13 protein-coding genes are annotated in these 20,023 nt (G+C 32.5%); all 13 read right to left on the bottom strand.

All coding sequences use genetic code 11. The features are described from left to right. On the bottom strand, positions 1-455 hold a 455-nt coding region (locus tag Q0049_RS05950), incomplete at its 3' end, for a retropepsin-like aspartic protease (protein WP_298117605.1). A 77-nt stretch (positions 456-532) separates the two neighbouring features. Beyond that, on the bottom strand, positions 533-1,954 hold the full coding sequence (locus tag Q0049_RS05945; RefSeq protein WP_298117603.1) for a serine hydrolase: 1,422 nt from the start codon (positions 1,952-1,954) through the stop codon (positions 533-535). A gap of 308 nt (positions 1,955-2,262) precedes the next feature. Beyond that, complete coding sequence (locus Q0049_RS05940; RefSeq protein ID WP_298117601.1) at positions 2,263-2,694, bottom strand: lipocalin family protein; 432 nt, start codon at positions 2,692-2,694, stop codon at positions 2,263-2,265. 157 nt (positions 2,695-2,851) lie between these two features. Next, complete coding sequence (locus Q0049_RS05935; protein ID WP_298117599.1) at positions 2,852-5,764, bottom strand: fibronectin type III domain-containing protein; 2,913 nt, start codon at positions 5,762-5,764, stop codon at positions 2,852-2,854. A gap of 104 nt (positions 5,765-5,868) precedes the next feature. Further along, positions 5,869-7,245, bottom strand: a complete 1,377-nt coding sequence (locus Q0049_RS05930; RefSeq protein WP_298117597.1) for a T9SS type A sorting domain-containing protein — start codon at positions 7,243-7,245, stop codon at positions 5,869-5,871. Positions 7,246-7,346: 101 nt separating this feature from the next. Next, the gene (locus tag Q0049_RS05925; protein ID WP_298117595.1) at positions 7,347-8,366 is read right to left on the bottom strand and encodes a T9SS type A sorting domain-containing protein; all 1,020 of its coding nucleotides are present in this window, start codon (positions 8,364-8,366) and stop codon (positions 7,347-7,349) included. A 21-nt stretch (positions 8,367-8,387) separates the two neighbouring features. Further along, the gene (locus Q0049_RS05920; RefSeq protein ID WP_298117593.1) at positions 8,388-9,578 is read right to left on the bottom strand and encodes a hypothetical protein; all 1,191 of its coding nucleotides are present in this window, start codon (positions 9,576-9,578) and stop codon (positions 8,388-8,390) included. A gap of 126 nt (positions 9,579-9,704) precedes the next feature. Beyond that, the gene (locus Q0049_RS05915; protein ID WP_298117591.1) at positions 9,705-11,414 is read right to left on the bottom strand and encodes an AraC family transcriptional regulator; all 1,710 of its coding nucleotides are present in this window, start codon (positions 11,412-11,414) and stop codon (positions 9,705-9,707) included. A 493-nt stretch (positions 11,415-11,907) separates the two neighbouring features. Further along, positions 11,908-13,743 (bottom strand): glycoside hydrolase family 13 protein, encoded by a 1,836-nt coding sequence (locus Q0049_RS05910; RefSeq protein WP_298117589.1) that lies wholly within the window; start codon positions 13,741-13,743, stop codon positions 11,908-11,910. A gap of 10 nt (positions 13,744-13,753) precedes the next feature. Then, entirely contained in the window at positions 13,754-15,673 is a 1,920-nt protein-coding gene (locus tag Q0049_RS05905; protein ID WP_298117587.1) for a beta-L-arabinofuranosidase domain-containing protein, read from the bottom strand. 6 nt (positions 15,674-15,679) lie between these two features. Continuing rightward, positions 15,680-17,833: a GH92 family glycosyl hydrolase gene (locus Q0049_RS05900; protein WP_298117584.1), complete on the bottom strand. Its 2,154-nt coding sequence runs from the start codon at positions 17,831-17,833 to the stop codon at positions 15,680-15,682. Further along, positions 17,824-19,188 (bottom strand): sugar porter family MFS transporter, encoded by a 1,365-nt coding sequence (locus Q0049_RS05895; protein ID WP_298117583.1) that lies wholly within the window; start codon positions 19,186-19,188, stop codon positions 17,824-17,826. Before Q0049_RS05895 ends, Q0049_RS05900 begins: the two co-directional genes overlap by 10 nt. After that, on the bottom strand, positions 19,181-20,023 hold the full coding sequence (locus tag Q0049_RS05890; RefSeq protein WP_298117581.1) for a TIM barrel protein: 843 nt from the start codon (positions 20,021-20,023) through the stop codon (positions 19,181-19,183). Before Q0049_RS05890 ends, Q0049_RS05895 begins: the two co-directional genes overlap by 8 nt.

Raw genomic sequence — 20,023 nt, 5'->3', positions numbered from 1 at the left:
TATTCCTTTGGAATTTCAGGAAGTTGATCATGAATAATTATTTTCTTGATTCCATAATTAATGTTTACCACTTTGTTTTCAAAGAAAGGCCAACCAATGATGCCATCTTCAAAGTCGTCTTCATAATCCAAAACGACCAACCTTTGATTGGTTTTGCTGTTGGAGTTGATTTGTATGGTATTGACAGAAGAAGTCTCCACTTCATGAGTGCCACCGATACCAATGTTTTTGTCTTTGCCATCAATTTTACATGTTGCTTTTTTATCGAGTACTGATTTTTTGATTGCATTTTCATCAGCTCCAGTATCGAACATAAAATTCAATTCCTCAGAGTTGTTAATTCGTGCTTTGATATAGATTTTGTTGTTTTTACCCAGAACGAAAGGTATTGTATCTTGAGCAAATGAATTTGCTTCAAAGAAAAGAAGGAAGAGGATAAAGGTGATTTTTTTCATTGATTGATTATTCAGTATAAAATTAATGTTTAACTAATTGACTTTTTTTTGTGTTTACAAGCTGTTTTCAGTAGCTGTTAATTTCTTATTCCCTTTCCAATAACTTGTCCATACTGTGTCATTTCCAATTTCATTGTTCCATCGCTCAGTTTTGTAAAAGTCATCACACCATCCGTTCCACCTTGTCTTACTGCTTGAAATGTGCTGCTTGATGTTGGAAAAAATCTCATGTCCCAATTTTCTTTGTCGGTATTATAAATTAAATATCCATTTAAATAGGTTATAATGTGTTTTTCAGAAGAATTTTTTTGGTCAACATAATCTCCAACATAGTTTTTAATTTCGCTTTCGTCTACATTTACCTTTTTAATAAATTCCTTTGTGTTGGGTTTGTTATCTATAATTTCATTAATTTTTTCATAGGGATATACTCCGTTTCTGAAATTATTTAGGACGATAATTGTTCTATCATTTGCCGAATTATAATGAATAAAAGTACAATAACTGTCCCAACTTCCGGTGTGGCCATAGCTTATACTGTTTTTATTTTTACGAACTTCAAAACCGAAGCCGTAGGTTACATCTTGGTTATCCGTTGTTTTAGTTATTTCCATAACTTCGTTAAATTCCTTTTGGCTTAACAAAGTATTATTTTTGATTGCATTTATCCATTTATAGATATCTTCCACAGTTGAATTAATTTTAGCATTCCCAATAATTCCATCTAAATAATAAGCGGTCATGTTTCCAATTTTGGGATCGTCTTCAGTTGCTTTTTCAAAAGAGTTCTTTACCCAAGTATATCCAAATGCATAATTCTTTAGTTTTTTCTTTGGATTTTCTCGCCTGTTATAAATAAAAGTTCTCTCCATTTTTAAAGGCTTGAGTATCTTTTTAAACAAGAAATCTTGAAGTTTTTGATTTGATATTCTTTCAATAATAGTCGCTAAAAGAACATAATTTGTATTGCAATATTGATGGGTTGATGTAGGTTTGAATTCTAAGGTGTCTTTACTTTGAGCATAATAATTGATAACATCTTGATTGGTTGCCATTTTCTTGTTTAATAACCAATCTTCTCTAAATTTCCCTAAAAATTCAGGAATTCCACTGGTATGTCTCAATAAATCGTAGATTTTTACACCTTTAAAATTGGATAACTCTGGAATGTATACTGTAATATCATCGGTGTACTTTATTTTACCATCTCTGTGAAGTAGTGCTATTGCAACACCTATAAATTGTTTACTGCACGATGCTAATTCGAATATAGTTTTTGAGTTATTCCTTTCTTTTGTCTTTTCATTACTATATCCTTTTCCGTCCTTGTAGATTATTTTTCCTTTTTCGGCTATTAAAACACTTCCGCTAAATTGGTTTTGTTCAGAAAGTGAGGTGAATAAAGAGTCTAATCTTTTTATGGTATTATTTTTTTGTCCAAAACAAATTGAAGTTGTTAGAAATAGTAAAGTTGTTACAACTAGTTTTTTAAAATTCATTATTATTATTTTAAAATTGCATTAAATGTTAAGGTAGTCAAATATTTACCAAGAAGTTTAGACTTTAGTTAGCGATGCGGAAGAAATCGAAGGAAAGAAGTCACGTTTTTACAACAGATCAATTGAAAAATTCATGTTGAATTTTGCACATCAGCAACAATATCGCTAAATCGATGTTACTAGTGACTTTATATAAATTTTGAACGTTAGATGCTGAAAATTTCTGTAGCTAGATTAACTAACCAATTAAATAAATTATAAAAATCTTAAATTTTAAAAATGTTCAGTAATTGAAGTTGTTTAACGGTTTAATTTATTTTTTTAAAATACCCAACACTTTTATATTCTGCTGCGCCTGATGATTCAGTAAAGTCAATTTTCAAATCTGTTTTTGTTAAAGAAATTACAGTTGAAATTTCGGTTGAACCATTTGAAATAGTAGTAATATTTGTACCATTATATTCGTATGTACCACTTTCATCTGCTGTTGCATTGCAATTGGCATCGTTTTCAATAACTACATAAGTACCGTTAGCTTTGAATTCTATATAATCTGGACACGTTGAATTTTCCTCGAAAGTAGTTTCAGTTTCGTCAAAAACTCCATTTATATAATAATCAAATTTTATTGTTCTCCATTTACCTACAATGGATTGAGTTGATGATTCTTCCTCGTCATCTTTATTGCAACCGGTAAAGATTGCCATTAAAGTCAATGCAACTAATAATTTTTTTTTCATAATTTTTTTCGTTTAAAGTTTTTTTTACCCTTAATTAAAAGCTGATACTAGCGTTATTGCTATTTTATTTACAATTTTTATAAGCTCTAAATTGTATTAATAAAATCCCAAACTCCAGGTTGATGGAATTTGGGATATTTAAAAGCAAATAAAATAATTAATTTTTAACCACTTTTATAGTTTTTACTTCATTTCCTGATGAAACTTTTACTAAATAAGTTCCAGCTGATAAATTGGAAATGTCTATTGAAGTTTGGTTGTTGTTTACAGATTTCGATAAAATTTCTTGACCTATTAAATTGAAAATTGAAACCGTTGTAATTTCATTATCTAATGAAATGTTTAAAATGTCATCTGTAGGATTTGGATATATTTTTAATTTATTTAATTCAAAATTTTCATCGGCTAAACTAGTTGACGGGCAGTTAATAGCTGTAGGCACACTACGCTGTGTGTAGGTTCCATCTCCAAGTTGACCTAAATTATTACGTCCCCATACATACATTGTTCCATCGGTTTTAATAGCAGATGTTGATGAAACTCCGGCATCAATGGTTAACCAATCGGTAGCTGATCCAATTTGTACTGGAACTGAGGAACTAGTTGTGCTACCATTACCCAATTGTGAATAATTATTTATACCCCAAGCCCAAATAGTGCCATCATTTTTTTTGCCCACTGCATGTGAACCACCTGCGCCAATATGTTGCCAATTGGTCGCAGTACCAATTTGTACAGGTGTAGTCCTATTGGTTGTGGTTCCGTCACCCAATTGACTGTATTGGTTGTCACCCCAAGCCCAAAGAGTACCATCGGTCTTAATGGCAAATGAACTACCATTACCTGCAACTACTTTTGACCAGTTAGCCGTTGTGCCGATTTGAATTGGCGTATTACTATTACTTAAATTACCCGTTCCCAACTGTCCTTTGTTATTGTATCCCCAAGCCCAAAGCGTACCGTTTGATTTAATTGCTAATGTATAATCATAACCAGCTGAAACAGAAATCCATGTGTCAGTTCCTAATTGCGTTGGTTCAAAGTCATTTACACCCGACTGTCCATATCCATTTGAACCCCAACCCCATAGTGTTCCATTGGTTTTTATTGCCATCGTATGACCTGTACCAGCTGAGACAGATTGCCAATTATTGCTTGTTCCAATCTGTATAGGCGACAATACTGCACTTCCTGAAGTAGAATTGATATTTCCAATATTTTGTCCCCAACCCCAGAGCGTACCATCTGTTTTTATAGCCATACCTGAAAAAGCAGTTTGAGAAACACTTTGCCAAAGATTTGAATTGCCAATTTGTACTGGGTAATTTCGGCTTGTATTCGCTCCATCACCTATGGAACCATTTACACTATTGCCCCAAGCCCATAATGAGCCATCCGATTTGATAGCTGTAGCTCCCAAAGCAGCACAACTAAGTTGGGCAAAACAAGTCGCAGAAGCAGCAGCTGTTGTAAACGAACCGCCCGAAGCCCAGCTAGATTGTGTAGCACCACAATTTGATTTTACCCAAAAATAATAGGTAGTGTTTGGTGTTAAATTGTTTAAAACTGCAAAAGTATTTGAGGTTTGTCCTGTAACTGCACTTGCCGAAAAAGGATCATTAACTGTGCTATAACAATAAACATAACCATTACTTGGAGCAGGATTTGGTTCTGTCCATGCGATATTTACAACTGTTGCCGATTCAGGATCGAAAAATAATTGTGTAGGCACACTACAACCAGAAGCAGTAGCTGTTGTAAACGAACCGCCTGAAGCCCAGTTAGATTGTGTAGCACCACAATTTGATTTTACCCAAAAATAATAGGTAGTGTTTGGTGTTAAATTGTTTAAAACTGCAAAAGTATTTGAGGTTTGTCCTGTAATTGCACTTGCTGAAAAAGGATCATTAACTGTGCTATAACAATAAACATAACCATTACTTGGCGCAGGATTTGGTTCTGTCCATGCGATATTTACAACTGTTGCCGATTCAGGATCGAAAAATAATTGCGTTGGAGCATTGCAGCTTGTTATTGTAGCACAAGTAATGGATTTCACTCTGTTTGTGTTTTGAGTTCCACAACTAGAATTAGTATTTAAATGATATCGTATTACTCCAGAAGTTGTACCAGATAGCCATGTTAAAGGGGTTAAACCATTTGCTAAAACTGTAGTTCCTGTCGCATTTGTTATTGTAATATAATCTGTAGAAATTGAACTAGTAAAAGTATATTGTCTGTTTGTTAAAACGTTAACATTTGAATACTCACCCGCATAAGCATTTGTAACAATTTGTTCATTAGTTCCTGTACATGCTGGTGTAAAAGTTGCTTCAGGATATAATCCATAAATTGCACCGTTACAAGTTAGTGCAGGTGGCGTAGTAAAACTACCTCCAGAAATCCATGTTCCAGTTGTAGCTCCACAGTTTGAGCGAATCCAATAGTAATAAGTAGTACCAGCCGCAACATTTAAAGACATAGAAGTAGTTAAGTTTGTTGTACTAAATAATGTTGGAGTAGTATTTGCATTAGGAACATTATTTGTGGTAACGATGTAAATATCATAATTTGAAGGAGGTACTGGTGATGCTGCTGTCCAAGTCATTTTACAAGAATTGGATGTTATATTTGTTACAGTCAAGTTTGAAGGAGCTACACAGTTTGATGCGTCAGCACATCGAATATAGCGCGACCTTACCACTTGTTCGCTACCACACGTAGCATTGGAATGAAGGTAATAACGAATTCCACCTGTAATACTACCAGAATCCCAAATTACAGGTTGTGTGCCACTTGCATAAACAACCGTTCCAGTTGCATTAGTAATTGTAATATAATCAGTTGTTACAGAGCTTGAAAACGAATATTGTTTGTTTGCAATTACGTTCACATTACTGTATTCGCCTGTCCAACTTTGGCTTGTTATTGTTTCATAGTTTCCATTGCAAGCAGGAGTAAATGTATTACTAGGAAATAATCCATTGGTAGCAGTAGTGCATTGCGCAACAGCACTGGGAATAAAGTACAAAAAAGCCAATAGGCAAATTAAAATAATTCTTTTTTTCATTTTATTTTTTTAAGATTAATTGATGAGTTTAAATTAGTTCATTAATTACAAGTAAATCCCAAACTCAAAAAGGAAAAATTTGGGATTTTTAATGAAATGGTTAATTAATTTTTAACCACTTTCACGGTTTTTACTTCATTACCAGATGCAACTTTTACTAAATAAGTTCCTGCAGATAAATTAGATATATCCATTAAAGTTTGATTGCTGTTTACAGATTTTGTCATGACTTCCTGACCTAACAAATTGAAAATAGAAACTACATCAATCTCATTATCTAATGAAATATTTAAAACATCTTTGACAGGATTTGGATAGACTTTCATTGTGTTGATAGCAAATTCTTCATTAGATAATACGGTAGGGTAGCAGGAAATAGTGGTAATTGAGTTTTTTTGAACAGTTGTTCCGTCTCCTAGCTGACCTTTGTCATTTTTTCCAGTTACTCTAATAAAACCGTCTTGGTTTGTATTTAAAACATGATACCAACCTGTTGCAATTTTATTGGAATCAGAAAAAGTACCAACTTGAGTAAATACTAAAACATCTGTTGTACCACTTGTTCCATTACCTAACTGTCCTTCTTCATTTCTGCCTGTACTCCATAGTGTTTTATTGGTTTTAATAGCATAAGTAAACCACTGACTTGCAGACACATCTTGCCAATCAGTATCTGTGCCAATTTGAATAGGAATATTTGAAATAAATGATGATGTTACCATACCAAACTCTCCATTGTAGTTTGTACCCCAAGCCCAAAGTGTACCATCTGTTTTTATTGCCAAAGAATGATTAAAACCAGCATCTACTTTTTGCCAATTGGTTGCAATCCCAATTTGAGTAGGAACAAGTCTATTTATGTTTGTTCCATCTCCCAATTTTCCATTACTATTCCATCCCCAACCCCAAAGTGTACCATTAGACTTTATAGCCATACAATGATAGTGACCAACAGAAACTGATTGCCAGTTTGTATCTGTTCCTATTTGAGTAGGTATGTTTCTATAAATTGTTGTGTTATCTCCTAACTGACCATAATCGTTTCTTCCCCAAGCCCATAATGTTCCATCTGTTTTTAGCGCTATGCAAAAGTCATTTGAAGAACTTATACTTTGCCAATTGGTATCGGTTCCTACTTGTATTGGAGTGCCTTGTGATGTAGAAGTTGTGCCTAAACCTAAGTCACCATAATAATTCCAACCCCAAGCCCATAGTGTACCATCCGTTTTAATTGCAAACGATGAAGAAAAATTAGCACAAACTTGTAGCCAGTTGGTATCAAATCCAATTTGTGTTGGTATAGTTTTATCTATGTTTGTTCCATCTCCCAATTTTCTGGTTCCATTTGAACCCCAAGCCCAAAGCGTTCCATCATTTTTAACAGCTAATGAATGATCATACCCTGTACTAATACTTTGCCAGCATTGCGCAGACATTTGTAGTGTTATAAATAATACTAAAAAAGTAATTGTTTTTTTCATTTGTTTTTTAATTTAATTGATGAGTTTAAATAAGTTCATTAATTACAAGCAAATCCCAAACTCAAAAAGTAAAAATTTGGGATTTTTAGGGAAATGGTTAATTAATTTTTAACCACTTTCACGGTTTTTACCTCATTACCAGATGCAACTTTTACTAAATAAGTTCCTGCAGATAAATTAGATATATCCATTAAAGTTTGATTGCTGTTTACAGATTTTATCATAACTTCTTGACCTAACAAATTATAAATTGAAACAACTGTAATTTCTTTATCCAATGAAATATTTAAAATATCTTTGACAGGATTGGGATATACAATAATTTTTGAAATTGAAAATTCCTCACTTCCTAAAACGGTTTCAATATAAATTACATTTTTGAACACTGGTCCCCAAATTCCTTGGTTATCTTTAATACGAACGTTAAAAACGTGAAGACCTGTTGGATTTACTATTGGAATTGTAGTATTAAAAATTTGCTCAAAAGCATTATTGAAATTTCCGTCGGTTGCTAACAATGGTGTGCCACTACCTTCACCCGGATCATTATCCCAAAAGTATTCAGCTTGAAATAAACTAACAGGTATTGTTGTCGTTGTTTGTTCCACTGTAATTACACTGGTAAATGCTGGTCCCCAAACTCCTTGGCTATCTTTAACTCGGATAGAGAATTTATGTATCCCCACACTTGGCGCATCTAAACCTGCAATTGCTACTTTTTCAAAAGCACTGTTAAAATTACCATCAACTGCTAAAAGTGGTGTAGCACTTCCTTCACCAGGATCAGTATCCCAAAAATACTCGGCTTGGGTTAGCGTAATGGGTGTTGGAGTTGTTGGTTCTACAGCAATAATGTTGGTAAAAATTGGTCCCCAAACACCTAAGTTATCTTTTACACGAATGCTGAATTTGTGCAAACCAACGCTTGGAGCATTTAATCCAGTTAAATTAATTTTTTCAAATGCACTATTAAAATTTCCATCAACCGCCGTAATGGCTGTTCCGTTGCCTTCACCTGGATCAGTGTCCCAAAAGTATTCTGCTTGATTTAATGTAACTGGCTGGGCAACGCATAAACTAAACGTAAGTAAAGCCACTATACCATAAATATATTTTTTCATACTTATATATTGCTTACTCGATTATTTTGAATATCCCGAACCTATTGCGTTCATTTCTGTTGTACCAAGATAAATTCTTCGTGGTGTTAACAAATAATTTACAAGCGGCATGTTAACAGAGTTAGCAGGCCAGTAATTTTCCCACGTGTCAGATCCTCCTCGGTTTCCTATGTCGTTTCTAGTTAAATCGATATCTGCAAAATCATCTTCTATAGCTCCTGCATTTACAAGTGCAGTACCTGTAGCATTACGTGTAGTAGAATTGAAAGTAATTGTAGCATTACTAATATTATTGTTTGCTATACAATTAAGTGTTGTAAATCCTGAATTTGAAGCATTATACTTTACATAAACAGTTGCTGTTGATGTAGTAGAGTTAATTACTTCTTCATAAGTTGAAGATGCGTTTGAAGGACATATTACGTTATTTAGTACATAAAAAGTTGCGCTATTTCCTGTTGGTATTCCAATATATATTCCCGTCAGTGCTCCAGAAGATATTACATTGTTTCTAATTTCATTTTCGCTTAGGCTTTTGGCATCTGTTACAGTAATATTTCCAAATGCGCAATAATTATTTAATATTGTAGATTTGTAGTTTTTTTGAAAAAGCCAAATTGCTTCATTACTATTAAGTACTGCATTTGCAATTATTTCAATACCATCTGTAGCTAAGCTTGTGTCTGCAACATTTGTAGAAACGAGTATTCTACCAGCTGTATTTCCGGTTATTCTACCGTGTGTGCAAGAAATAGTTCCTGTAACAGTGCAACCAGATATATTTAAGGAAGTATTTAGTTTATTGGCAACCACACCGCCGTTTAAAGACGAATTATAAACATTTATTGTTGTTCTGCCGCCAGTAGAATCAGCAGATGAAGAAAAAGTACTTGTTAAATTCATATTGTGCACAGTAACTACTCTTCCTGAAAGAGGAGTAATAGATACTGTTCCCTGAATTAAATAAGTTGAGAAATTTATTTCTGAAACAAAAGTTAGCGATTTATTAATGACTAAATTTTCGATGTATGGAAGTCCAGCCGCTTTTGGACGTATAATAATTCTGTCGCCATCTGAAGCTTGAGCGATTGCTGTACTTATTGTGGAAAAAGCACCACCAGCACCAGCATCTCTAACATATAAATCAGCTCCATTAACTTTTACACTGCAAAATCCAAAAATAGCAATGACAATAATTTTAATAGTTTTCATGAGTTTAAGTTTAAAAAAATTTCTTCCAAAACTATGATATAAGAAAAACTATAGCAATTTGTTTATTGAACTATTTATAAATAATTAGGTGGTTTTTACAGGTTTATTTTAATGATTTTCAAATACTTAATTTGTGTTTTTTAATTTTTCAATATAATAATTAGGAGAAAGCCCTGTTTGCTTTTTAAAAACCCGAACAAACGTATTGGCATCTTTGTAACCGACTTCCTCTGCAATAGCTTGCAGGGTATATTTACGAAAATAAGGTGCATCATTCAGCCTTTGAAGCACATAATGAATTCGTAATTCTTGGGTGTATTCTGAAAAGGTTTTTTGTATCACCTGATTGAAATATTGTGACAAATAGGCTGTATTTGTATTTAACTTTTTAGCTACAAATGCTAACTTGAAGTTCGGATTTAGAAATGCTTCTTTTTGCTCTAACTTTTTTAATCCGTTAGCAATTTTTTCAACAAGTTCTTCATCAATTATTTGTTTTGGAAGTCCTTCTGTGTTATTCAAATTCAGGTTGAGCTCCTCACTAGAAGTTTTTGACTCTTTGAGATTTTGGATAATTTTTAAAAAGCGAATGTGCTTTTCTTTTTGAAGTTTGTAGTAATAATAAAAACCGATACTAACGATTAGTAATATCGATGATATACCTAGAAGTGAAATTTTTAAATAGTTTTGTGAAGTAATGATTTTGTTTGATTCTTCTTTTATAATATCCAAATCATAATCGTGAAGAAAATTTAAAGATTTACTTTTTATTTCTTCAATTGACTGAATTAATTCTAAACTTTTTTTAGCATACAAATACGCGCTTTTGGTATCTTTTTTTTCATTATAACACTGCGTCATAATGTTGTATGCCATTAATAGATTTTCTTTTGAAACTTTAGTTATTTGATAGTTTTTAACATATTTGTTACAATAGAAAAGTGCGGAATCGACTTGTTTTAAATGATAAAAACAATCACCCATTCCTAAATCAAATAATTGCTCTGTCCTTATGTTATCTTTAATAACTGGATATTTCTTTCTCTCTCTATATAAAGACAATGATTTAACATAATTACCTGATAAGGCTGCGCTCTTTGCTAATCGCATACTCAACAATGCTTTGGTATAATCTGGATAGAAATTATCTTTTAACATTATTTTAGCCGCAGCACTGAAATAGTAATTTGCAGAATCTATGAAAATTATTTTTTTTGATTTCAAATAATATGCTTGATAAGCTTCCCCAATTATATTATACTTATCAGCAAACAATTTGTTGTTCATTATTTTTTTTTCCTCTACACCCAGTTTTAAATGTGGCGTAGTTTGTAATTCTTTTTTTAGTAAAGTAATACCACCAACATAGTCGCCCATAGCTACTTTTATTGCCCCGTATTGCTCGTTGAAATGATTGGTAGAGAATTTTTTTTCATATTTATTAAGGTAAGATAAGGCCAAATCATATTCTCCCAAGTTTTTATGAACATAAAATAGTTTGTTAATACACATGATAATCAAATCTTGATAACCTTTGCTAGATTTTGAAATGCTACTTTGTTCAATATTATCGATAAGTTTTACGAGAAGTTCTTTTGAGTGAATTAATTCTGACTTGTTGTAATAGTAATTGGCTATATAATATTTACCGTGAAAACTAAGCAACTCGTTTTTTGATTTACTAATTTCTAAAGCTTCAAGGTATGCTTTTTTTGGATTTGAAATGAGTTTTTCCTGTATGCTTCGTGTTTGTTTTATTTCTAGTTTATTTAGCTCTTGAGAAAAGGTTAAAGAGAACGATACTACTAAAAATAAAGAAAAAATAAGTTTTTTCATTTTGATTTTGAACAAGTTCATTAAGAATAGTCAGATTATAGAATATCACTATTAATCCCGTTAAACATTTAATAAAGATTACTATGATGATTTTTTAAAATCATTTACAGAATTGATAAATCCATTTTATTATTTTCCTTTAAATGTGGTTTTTGTTTTATTTTATAATGTTGCAAAGTTATTCAAAAAGTCGAGATTTATTAAATTAATATTGAACTTGAACTCTTCAAAGTTAACATAAACTATGACATTTAATTTGATTTTTCTCTCGATGGTTGATATATTAGTTATTATAAAATAGTATTTGGTGGGTTTATGGTATTTTGAAAAAAACACATACAAACATTATTCATGATTTGAATGGCTATGCTGTTTTGTTGCTGGATATTTCTTTTGAAAAAGTAAATTCATGTATTTCGGCAGTTGATTTTATCACTGCCACTACTAAAAAGTTACGAGTAATGGGTGTTGTTGATGCAAAAGTTGGTCTTGTTTATTTGATTTCCAATATTAAGGTGCTTTTAGCTTCTACATCCAATGTGTTATTTACGAATAATTTTGTATTTGTTATTGCATCAATTGCATTAAAAGAACTTGGAATCATCTCTTCAAAATGTTTCATGTCTAGTGACACTTTTTCTTTGTTTTTATTGAGGATTACCATGACTTTCTCCTTGTCGGTGTATCTGAAATAAACATAAACATCATTCTGATTTGGTGCGTAATGTTTGAATTTACCTGTGTGAATTGCATTTGATGATTTTCTCCAATTTAAAAGTGTACTAAAAAATTGTTGGGCTTTTTGTTCATTTTCAGTCAGTCCTTTTTTGGTGATGGCATCTTTAGAATCATTTTGCCAACCGCCATAAAAATCGGCACGTCTTTGACCGTCATTACCTGAAACTTCATTGGAGTAAAGCAATTCTGTTCCATAATAAAATTGAGGAATACCTCGCATTGTAGCATAAAAAACCATACCGATTTTCCAATGTTCAAAATCTTTATTTATTCTGCTATAAAATCGATCTAAGTCATGATTATCGGGAAAAATTAATAGATTATTAGGATTCGGGTAAATATAATCTTGACCAATTCCTTGATAGACTTCTTTCCAAGTCGACCACCAATTATTAGTAGTTGTCAATGATTTTACTAGATTCTCAGTCAAGGAAAAATCCATTAGAGTAGGTAAGTAGCATTTGTAACCATCAGCGTTTACTTTGTCTTTTTGCCAATATGCAGCTAATTCGGTCACGGTTGTCATTTCTTCGCCAACAATATTAAAATTTGGGTATTCTTCTAAAATTGCTTTGGTCCATTTTGCTAAAAAATCTTTATCAGAATAGGAAAAAGTATCTTCACGAATTCCTGATAAACCAGCATATTCAATCCACCAAATTGAATTTTGAATTAAAAAACTAGCAACAAAAGGATTTTTTTGATTTAAGTCGGGCATGCTGTCATCAAACCAACCATCAGTATATTTATTTTTATCTACCATTGTGGCATATTTATCAAGTTGGGTCGATTTAATATGATTTGTTTTAGTTTTAGTTTCTTGGAAATTTAGCCAATCATTGGTAGGTAAGTCTTTTACAAAATAGTATTCTAAACCACAATGATTTAGTACTACATCCCAAATAAGACCAATTTTTCTTTTTTTGGCTTCAGTTACTAGTTTTTTGAAATCGTCATTGGTTCCAAATCGGCTATCTATTTTATAAAAATCGGTTGCTGCATAGCCATGGTAAGAGTATTTGGGCATATTGTTTTCAATCAAAGGTGTGTTCCAAATTTGGGTATAACCCATTGATTGAATATAATCCAATCGGTTGATTATTCCTTGAATATCGCCACCATGTCGTCCGCTTTCATTCGTTCTGTTGGCTTTTTCAAGATAGCCAATGGCATTGTCATTTTTAGGATTGTCGTTAGCAAATCGATCGGGAACAATTAATAGTATGGCATCTTTTTGTGTAAAACTTGCTCTGTTTTCACTTTCTTTTTCTCTGGAGAGTAGTGAAAATTCTTTGGTAGAAATTAATTTATCGTTTTTTTTAAAATTGATTTTTACTTTTCCTGGTTCAGCAGATTGATTTATGTTGACAGTGATAAATAAGTAATTGGGATTTTCAACTTGATCTACTTTGGTAATGCTAACACCTTTGTACTGTATTGAAGGTTCTAAACTGTTTATAGCATCACCATAAACAAGAAGTGTTATTTCGTTTAGATGCATCCCAATCCACCAATTAGATGGTTCAATTCTTTTAATTTGTGAATGGGTTGAAAAACTAAATAATGTGAGTAGTAAAAGTATTTTTTTCATCTTTCTTAGTTTAAAAACTTACTTGTCTTAATATGGTTTTTCCAAAAGGAATAAGCGTCACAGTTTCTATTTGATTAGTTGTTTTATTTTTTGCTTTGATAGTAATTTGACCCTTGTTGAATGTGGCTTGGTTTTCTTCCATAAATTGAAATCGATTATTGTCTTTTGGTTTGTACATTAAATCATCAAAATTGGTAAAATACGATTTGCCTTTTAGCTCTATGGCTTCGATAGGTTTGGCATAGAATAAAGCACCATAAGAGAAATATTTTTCCTTGTTTGTATCTTCTTTTATTTGAATTTTGGTATTGAATTCTAGTTCAATAGCGTCTTCTTTAGTAAACGGTCTTTCGAAAATCAAGAAGTCATTTTCTACGGTATATTTTTCTTTTGTGGAGATATCTGTAACCCAAGAAGGTTTTCTAATTTTTAAAGTAAAAGAAGTTTTGTTTGGATTTGCTATTTTGAAAGTGAATTTATTTTGATAAGGATATTCCGTAATCGTTTCTATTTTTACGTTTTGATTATGAATTTTTGTTTCAACAACATTAGGCATCAACAGCACATTTACTAGAACAGCATCACTTTCTTTCAACCAAGATTTTTCGATGAAATAAGGTGTAATTCTTCCTGCATTTGGATTGCAACAAACGGCAACATCTTGATGCGCAGGCGAATATTTATATCTGGTTTGTTTTCGATTAGCTTCAACTTCACCATTCTTAGTTCCTTCCATTTCGAATGAATTATCGGTTTTTAAATAGGCAATACACGAATGATTTGGGTTTCGTGAACCTTGAGCTGCATTGTAAAAAATAGTTTCGATTGCTTCGGCCGTTTTTGAATTTCCTTGCTTTTGAAACAAAACGGAATAACTATCTAATAATTCGTGCAAAGAACAATATTCATATCCTGTATGTGTTGCATCGGCGTTTCTTTCGGCAATCCATTCATCGCCAATTGCGCCACCAGTTAGTGTTGTGGTATTTTCAATTCTTTGAATGTAAATTTGTAGTGCTTTTTGTAATTCAATATTGTTAGATGCATAAGCAGCTACGAGTAAAGGTCGCAAATGCTCATATGTATGTACGCCATGGGATTGTAATTTGTAATTTGGATTTAAGATGTTACTCAATTGTACATCTTTTTCAGACTGATAGGTTTTGCTAAAATCCTGATATAGAAATAGTGCGTAATCTGTATATTTTGTGTCGCCTGTAATTTGATACATTTTATCCAAAACATCGGTAAAAGTCAATCCATGAGAAACGCCACCATTGAATGCATTACCCGATGAAAACGGACTGGATGTTCCAATAGGATAATTGGTCATTACATTATTAACTGCTTTCACAATAGCGTTCCATAGTTTTTTATCTTTTGTGTATTCATAATAAGCTAGTAAACCTCTATACATGGTTGCTTTCGACCATAATTCGCCATTTTCAGAGTTGAATTGGTAACGCAAATCTTTGTCATAAATGCCAATGTAACCGTCTTCGTCTTGGGTTTTTAAAACTCCTTGAACGTACTTTTTAACTTTTTTAAGTCCCACTTTATCGTTCAATAAAATGACGTTTCGGATATAGCCATCCCACCAATTGGATTGGGTTTCACTGTTCCACCATTTGTATTGTTCACTGCCTTCAGCATCACCTTCTTTATTGTTTCCTAAATCTTTGACTTCGCTGTTTTTGTGCAATCTTCCTGAACTGTAAATTGGGTCATTGATTAAGTCAGGCACTAATTTATCCAAATTACCTACAAAACCATCGACATCTTTTTGCATTTGTGTTTTTAACCAACCCGAAGGTTTTATACTTCCAAAAGGTAGTATCTGATATTTTTCTTCAACTTTATTTGTGTTTTGCTCTTGCGAATTCATGGTGTAAGAAGCTAGAATTACTATTATTAAATATATATTTCTCATTGTTTATTATTTGTTTGTCATTTGAAAATTAAGAGTTCCACCAGTCATAATTTCTGAATAGGATATGAATGGTTTTGATAGTAGCGCGTTATTCAGTTTTGGGTTTTCCTGATATACATTTTCTGAAGAAAAATTACTGGCTTCGATGATAAACGTTTTGTTGCTTTTTAAATGTAAGGTTGCTTTTTTAACTTGTGGTGCTCCAAGAACAAATTCGCTATTAGTAGGATTTACAGGATAAAAACCTAAGGTTGACAAAATGTACCAAGCCGACATTTGACCGCAATCATCGTTTCCAATCATGCCATCAGGTGTATTGTTGTGAAATTCGTTAATGATTTTATGAATGTATTTTTGTCCGATTTTTGGTGTTTCAGAATACGCATACAAATAAACAATATGATGACTTGGTTCGTTACCGTGAGCATATTGACCGATCATCGCTTCTTGACCTAGAAATTTGTTTGGATTTAAACTTTCAATAGTAAAAAAATCATTTAGTTTTTTAGTGAATTCCTTTTTTCCGCCCAATAGATTTTTCATGCCATCGATGTCATATTGCGCTGGTGTCCAAAAATATTGCCAAGCATTGGCTTCGGTATAATCGCCTGGATTGTTCATGGGTGATGTTGCAGTTAAAGGATCAAATGGAGTTCTCCAGTTGCCATTGGTATCTTTACCTCGAAATAATTTTGTTTCGGTATCAAAAAGGTTTTTATAGTAATTGGCTCTTTTTTGAAACTCCGCTTGATTTGTTTTATCGTTTAAAATTTCAGCCATTTTTGCCACACAATAATCATCAAAACCACTTTCTAGTGTTCTTGAAACGGCTTCATTATCTAATTTGTCAAATGGATAATAACCGTATTGATTGTACAATTCCCAATCGGAATTAATGTGACTTTTGGTTGAAGTTTCAATCATGGCTTTGAGTGCTTCTTCTTTATCAAAACCATCAAAACCATTATTGTAAGCCGACAAAATCATCGGAATGGCGTGATTTCCAATCATACAATAATTGTCTTGTCCCCAAGCGGTCCAAATGGGTAAAAATCCAGCAGCTTTGTGATGTAAAAGCATTGTATTTATAATTCCGTCAATTTTTTCAGGTGCCATAATTTGCAATAATGGAAACGCACCTCTATAAATATCCCAAATGGATAGGGTAGAGTAGTATTCCTTATTTGGTGCTAATGCAATTTTATCATCTGCACCACGATAGTTACCGTCAACATCAGCAATATTTGATGGTTGCAACAATAAATGATATAACGAAGTATAAAAGATTTCCTTTTGTTTTTGAGGTGCTTCGATATCAATTCTATTCAAATAATTGTTCCAAACTTTTTCAGCGTTTTGCTTTACTTTTTCAAAGTTCCAATGCGGTATTTCTGACTTTAAATTTTGTTTTGCTCCTGCAACACTTACTGATGATAAAGCAATTTTTATTTGTAAAACTTTATTTTTCGGCAAATTAAAATCCAACATGAATTTTGGTGCATTTTGTTTTTTCTCTTTCGGAAGTTCTTTTGATGCTACAAATGGCGTTTGAAAATGAATAGTAAAGAAATACTTTTTGGTTACCCAACCTTTAGTTTTGCAATAGCCAGAAATAGTAGTTGCATTTTCAATTTTGATATCACTTTCCAGAACCAAACTATCATTTAGGAATTGAAATCCGTGTTGGAAATCAAGCAGCAATTTTGCCGTTTTGTTTGGATATTTATATTTGTGAAAAGCTACTCTTTCGGAACAAGTGAGTTCAACTTTGATATCATCTTTCTTTGTCAATGAATAATAGCCAACAGTTGCTTTTTCTGTGTTTTTGAAATAGCTATTTTTGAATTTTAGCTTTTTTTCATTGAATGGAAGCAACAAAATGTTACCCATTTCACCAATACCTGTTCCGCTGAAACGCGTTTGTGAAAATCCCAAAAGCAATGTGTCTTTGTATTGATACCCACTCGTATGGTTCCATCCAGCAATATTATTATCTGGTCCAGGTTGTACCATTCCAAAAGGCAATGAAGGTCCAGGAAAGGTGTGTCCAGTACCATCAGTTCCAATAAATGTATTTACATATTTGGAGTTGTTTTGAGCATTTATATTCAAACTACAAAACAATAATAATGCGCTAAAGAGTGTTTTACTTATTTCCATAAATCATCCATTTGTTCCAGACTTCTATTTTTGGTTTCAGGTACTTTTTTCCAAACAAAAAATAATGAAAATAGGCAAATTAGTGAAAACAAATAAAAAGGAAATGCGCCATTAAAATTATCTTTTAGCCATTGATTTTCAACCAGACTTGGAAAAACTTGTGTGACTACAAAATTAGCTACCCATTGAATAAAAACACTAATTGCCAATGCTAAACTTCTGATTTTACTCGGAAAAATTTCAGATAATAATACCCAAACAATTGGTCCCCAAGAAATACTAAAAGAAGCCATAAACAGTAATAGAAAAGGTAAAACCCAATTGCCAACTGCGTCATAATAAATAAATAACCCAACTGCTGCTAATGCAATAGTCATTCCTATAGAACCCATATAGAGCAAAGGCTTTCTTCCCATTCTATCAACTAATCGAATAGCCAATAAGGTAAAAATTAAGTTTACTACTCCAAGAATACTGGTTTCCAGTAACGAAACATCTGTGGAACTTCCTAAGTTTTTAAAAATTTCTGGCGCATAATATAAAATGGCGTTAATACCTGTTAATTGTTGTAAAATGGAAAGTCCGATACCAACAAAAAACGCTTTTTTGAAAATAGGATTTACTAAATGTTTCCACTGATTTTTATCTTCTTGGTGTAGTGAATTTTTAATTTCTGTTTGAACTAAGAGAGCATCTTCAGGAGCATTTAATTTTTCTAAAACACCAATAGCTTTTGAAGTTTCTCCTTTTTGAAACAACCATCTTGGACTTTCTGGAATTAGAAATATAAAAACGAGAAATAGGATAGAAGGAATAATTTCAGAGCCAAACATCCAACGCCAACCAATATTCAAATTCCAATGGGCATCGCCTTGTAAAGCGATGAAGTAATTTACAAAATAGACTACAACGATACCAATCACGATGGCTAATTGATAATTACCTACTAAAGCGCCACGTCTTTTTGGTGGAGCAATTTCAGCTATGTACATTGGCACCACCATTGAAGCAATACCCACACCAATTCCGCCCACAATACGAAATATCACAAACATGGTGAATGAATTGGGTAGCGCCGTTCCAACAGAATTTAGAATAAATAGAATAACTGTTATGATCATGGTTGTTTTTCGTCCGAATCGGTTACTCAAATAATCAGAGAAAAAGGCACCAATTAAACAGCCAACCAATGCACTTGATATTGCCCAACCAGTTTCAATAGGAGTCAAATGAAAATACTCAGTTAGATTCCCAATTGCTCCAGAAATTACGGCTGTGTCGTAGCCAAATAATAATCCGCCAAGCGCTGCACTCAAAGCAATAAAAAGAATATAGTTTTTGTTATTTTTATCCATTGGTTATAAGGTTTTGTTGTAAATAGTGTTTCATTTCAAGATTGATTTCCCATTGATTCGAAAGTGGTTTCTGTGTAAATGGTTCTTGTGGCATGTAAGGAAATGGTCCAAATTCGGGTGTGATTGTTATCTGAGAACCGTTACTTTTTTTATGAATTTCAATGATTTCGTTCCACCAACTTAAATAGCGTTCTAAGTACGAGTTCCATTCTGGTGCGAAAGGATTATTCACTTGCGGACTTTGCTCAAATCCAACACGAGCATGGATGTGTTTTATATTGGGATAAATTTTGGCTAATAAATCTTTTTGGTCATCTAAATTACTTTCAGAAACCACACAGAAATGAGAGAAATCAGCAATTAATTTTAGTCTTGGAAAGATGTCAATATATTTTAAAAGCGTTTTTAAATGAAATGAAAATCGGCCACGATGTATTTCATGCCAAATAGGAATTTCTGATTTTCGAGAAATATGTTCTATGATTTCAATTATCTTACAATTATCACTAAAATCATAAAAATCTTTGCCCGTATGAGAATTGATGTAATCTGGTTTTAGGGTTGTTAAAAATTCTAATCGTTCTGTAATTCTTTTAATGTACTCATCAACCGTTTCATTTTTATTAGACAATACTTGTTGTGCGATGAAAATAAAATTAGGATTAACAGTATTTCTAATATTTTTCAACTCTTCCATAAATTCTGCTATGAAATTGGTATCATCGGGAAAATTGATTTCTACACCATCATAACCATTGGCTACAACATTGGATAAAAAATCTTTTGCCGATTGTTGTTCGCAACCCCAAAAGGTGCAAGTATATTTTACATCCAT

The organism is Flavobacterium sp. (assembly GCF_027484205.1).
Classification (GTDB): Bacteria; Bacteroidota; Bacteroidia; order Flavobacteriales; family Flavobacteriaceae; genus Flavobacterium.
Note: the sequence above shows the minus strand (reverse complement) of the source record. Positions and strands in the feature narration are given on the sequence as shown.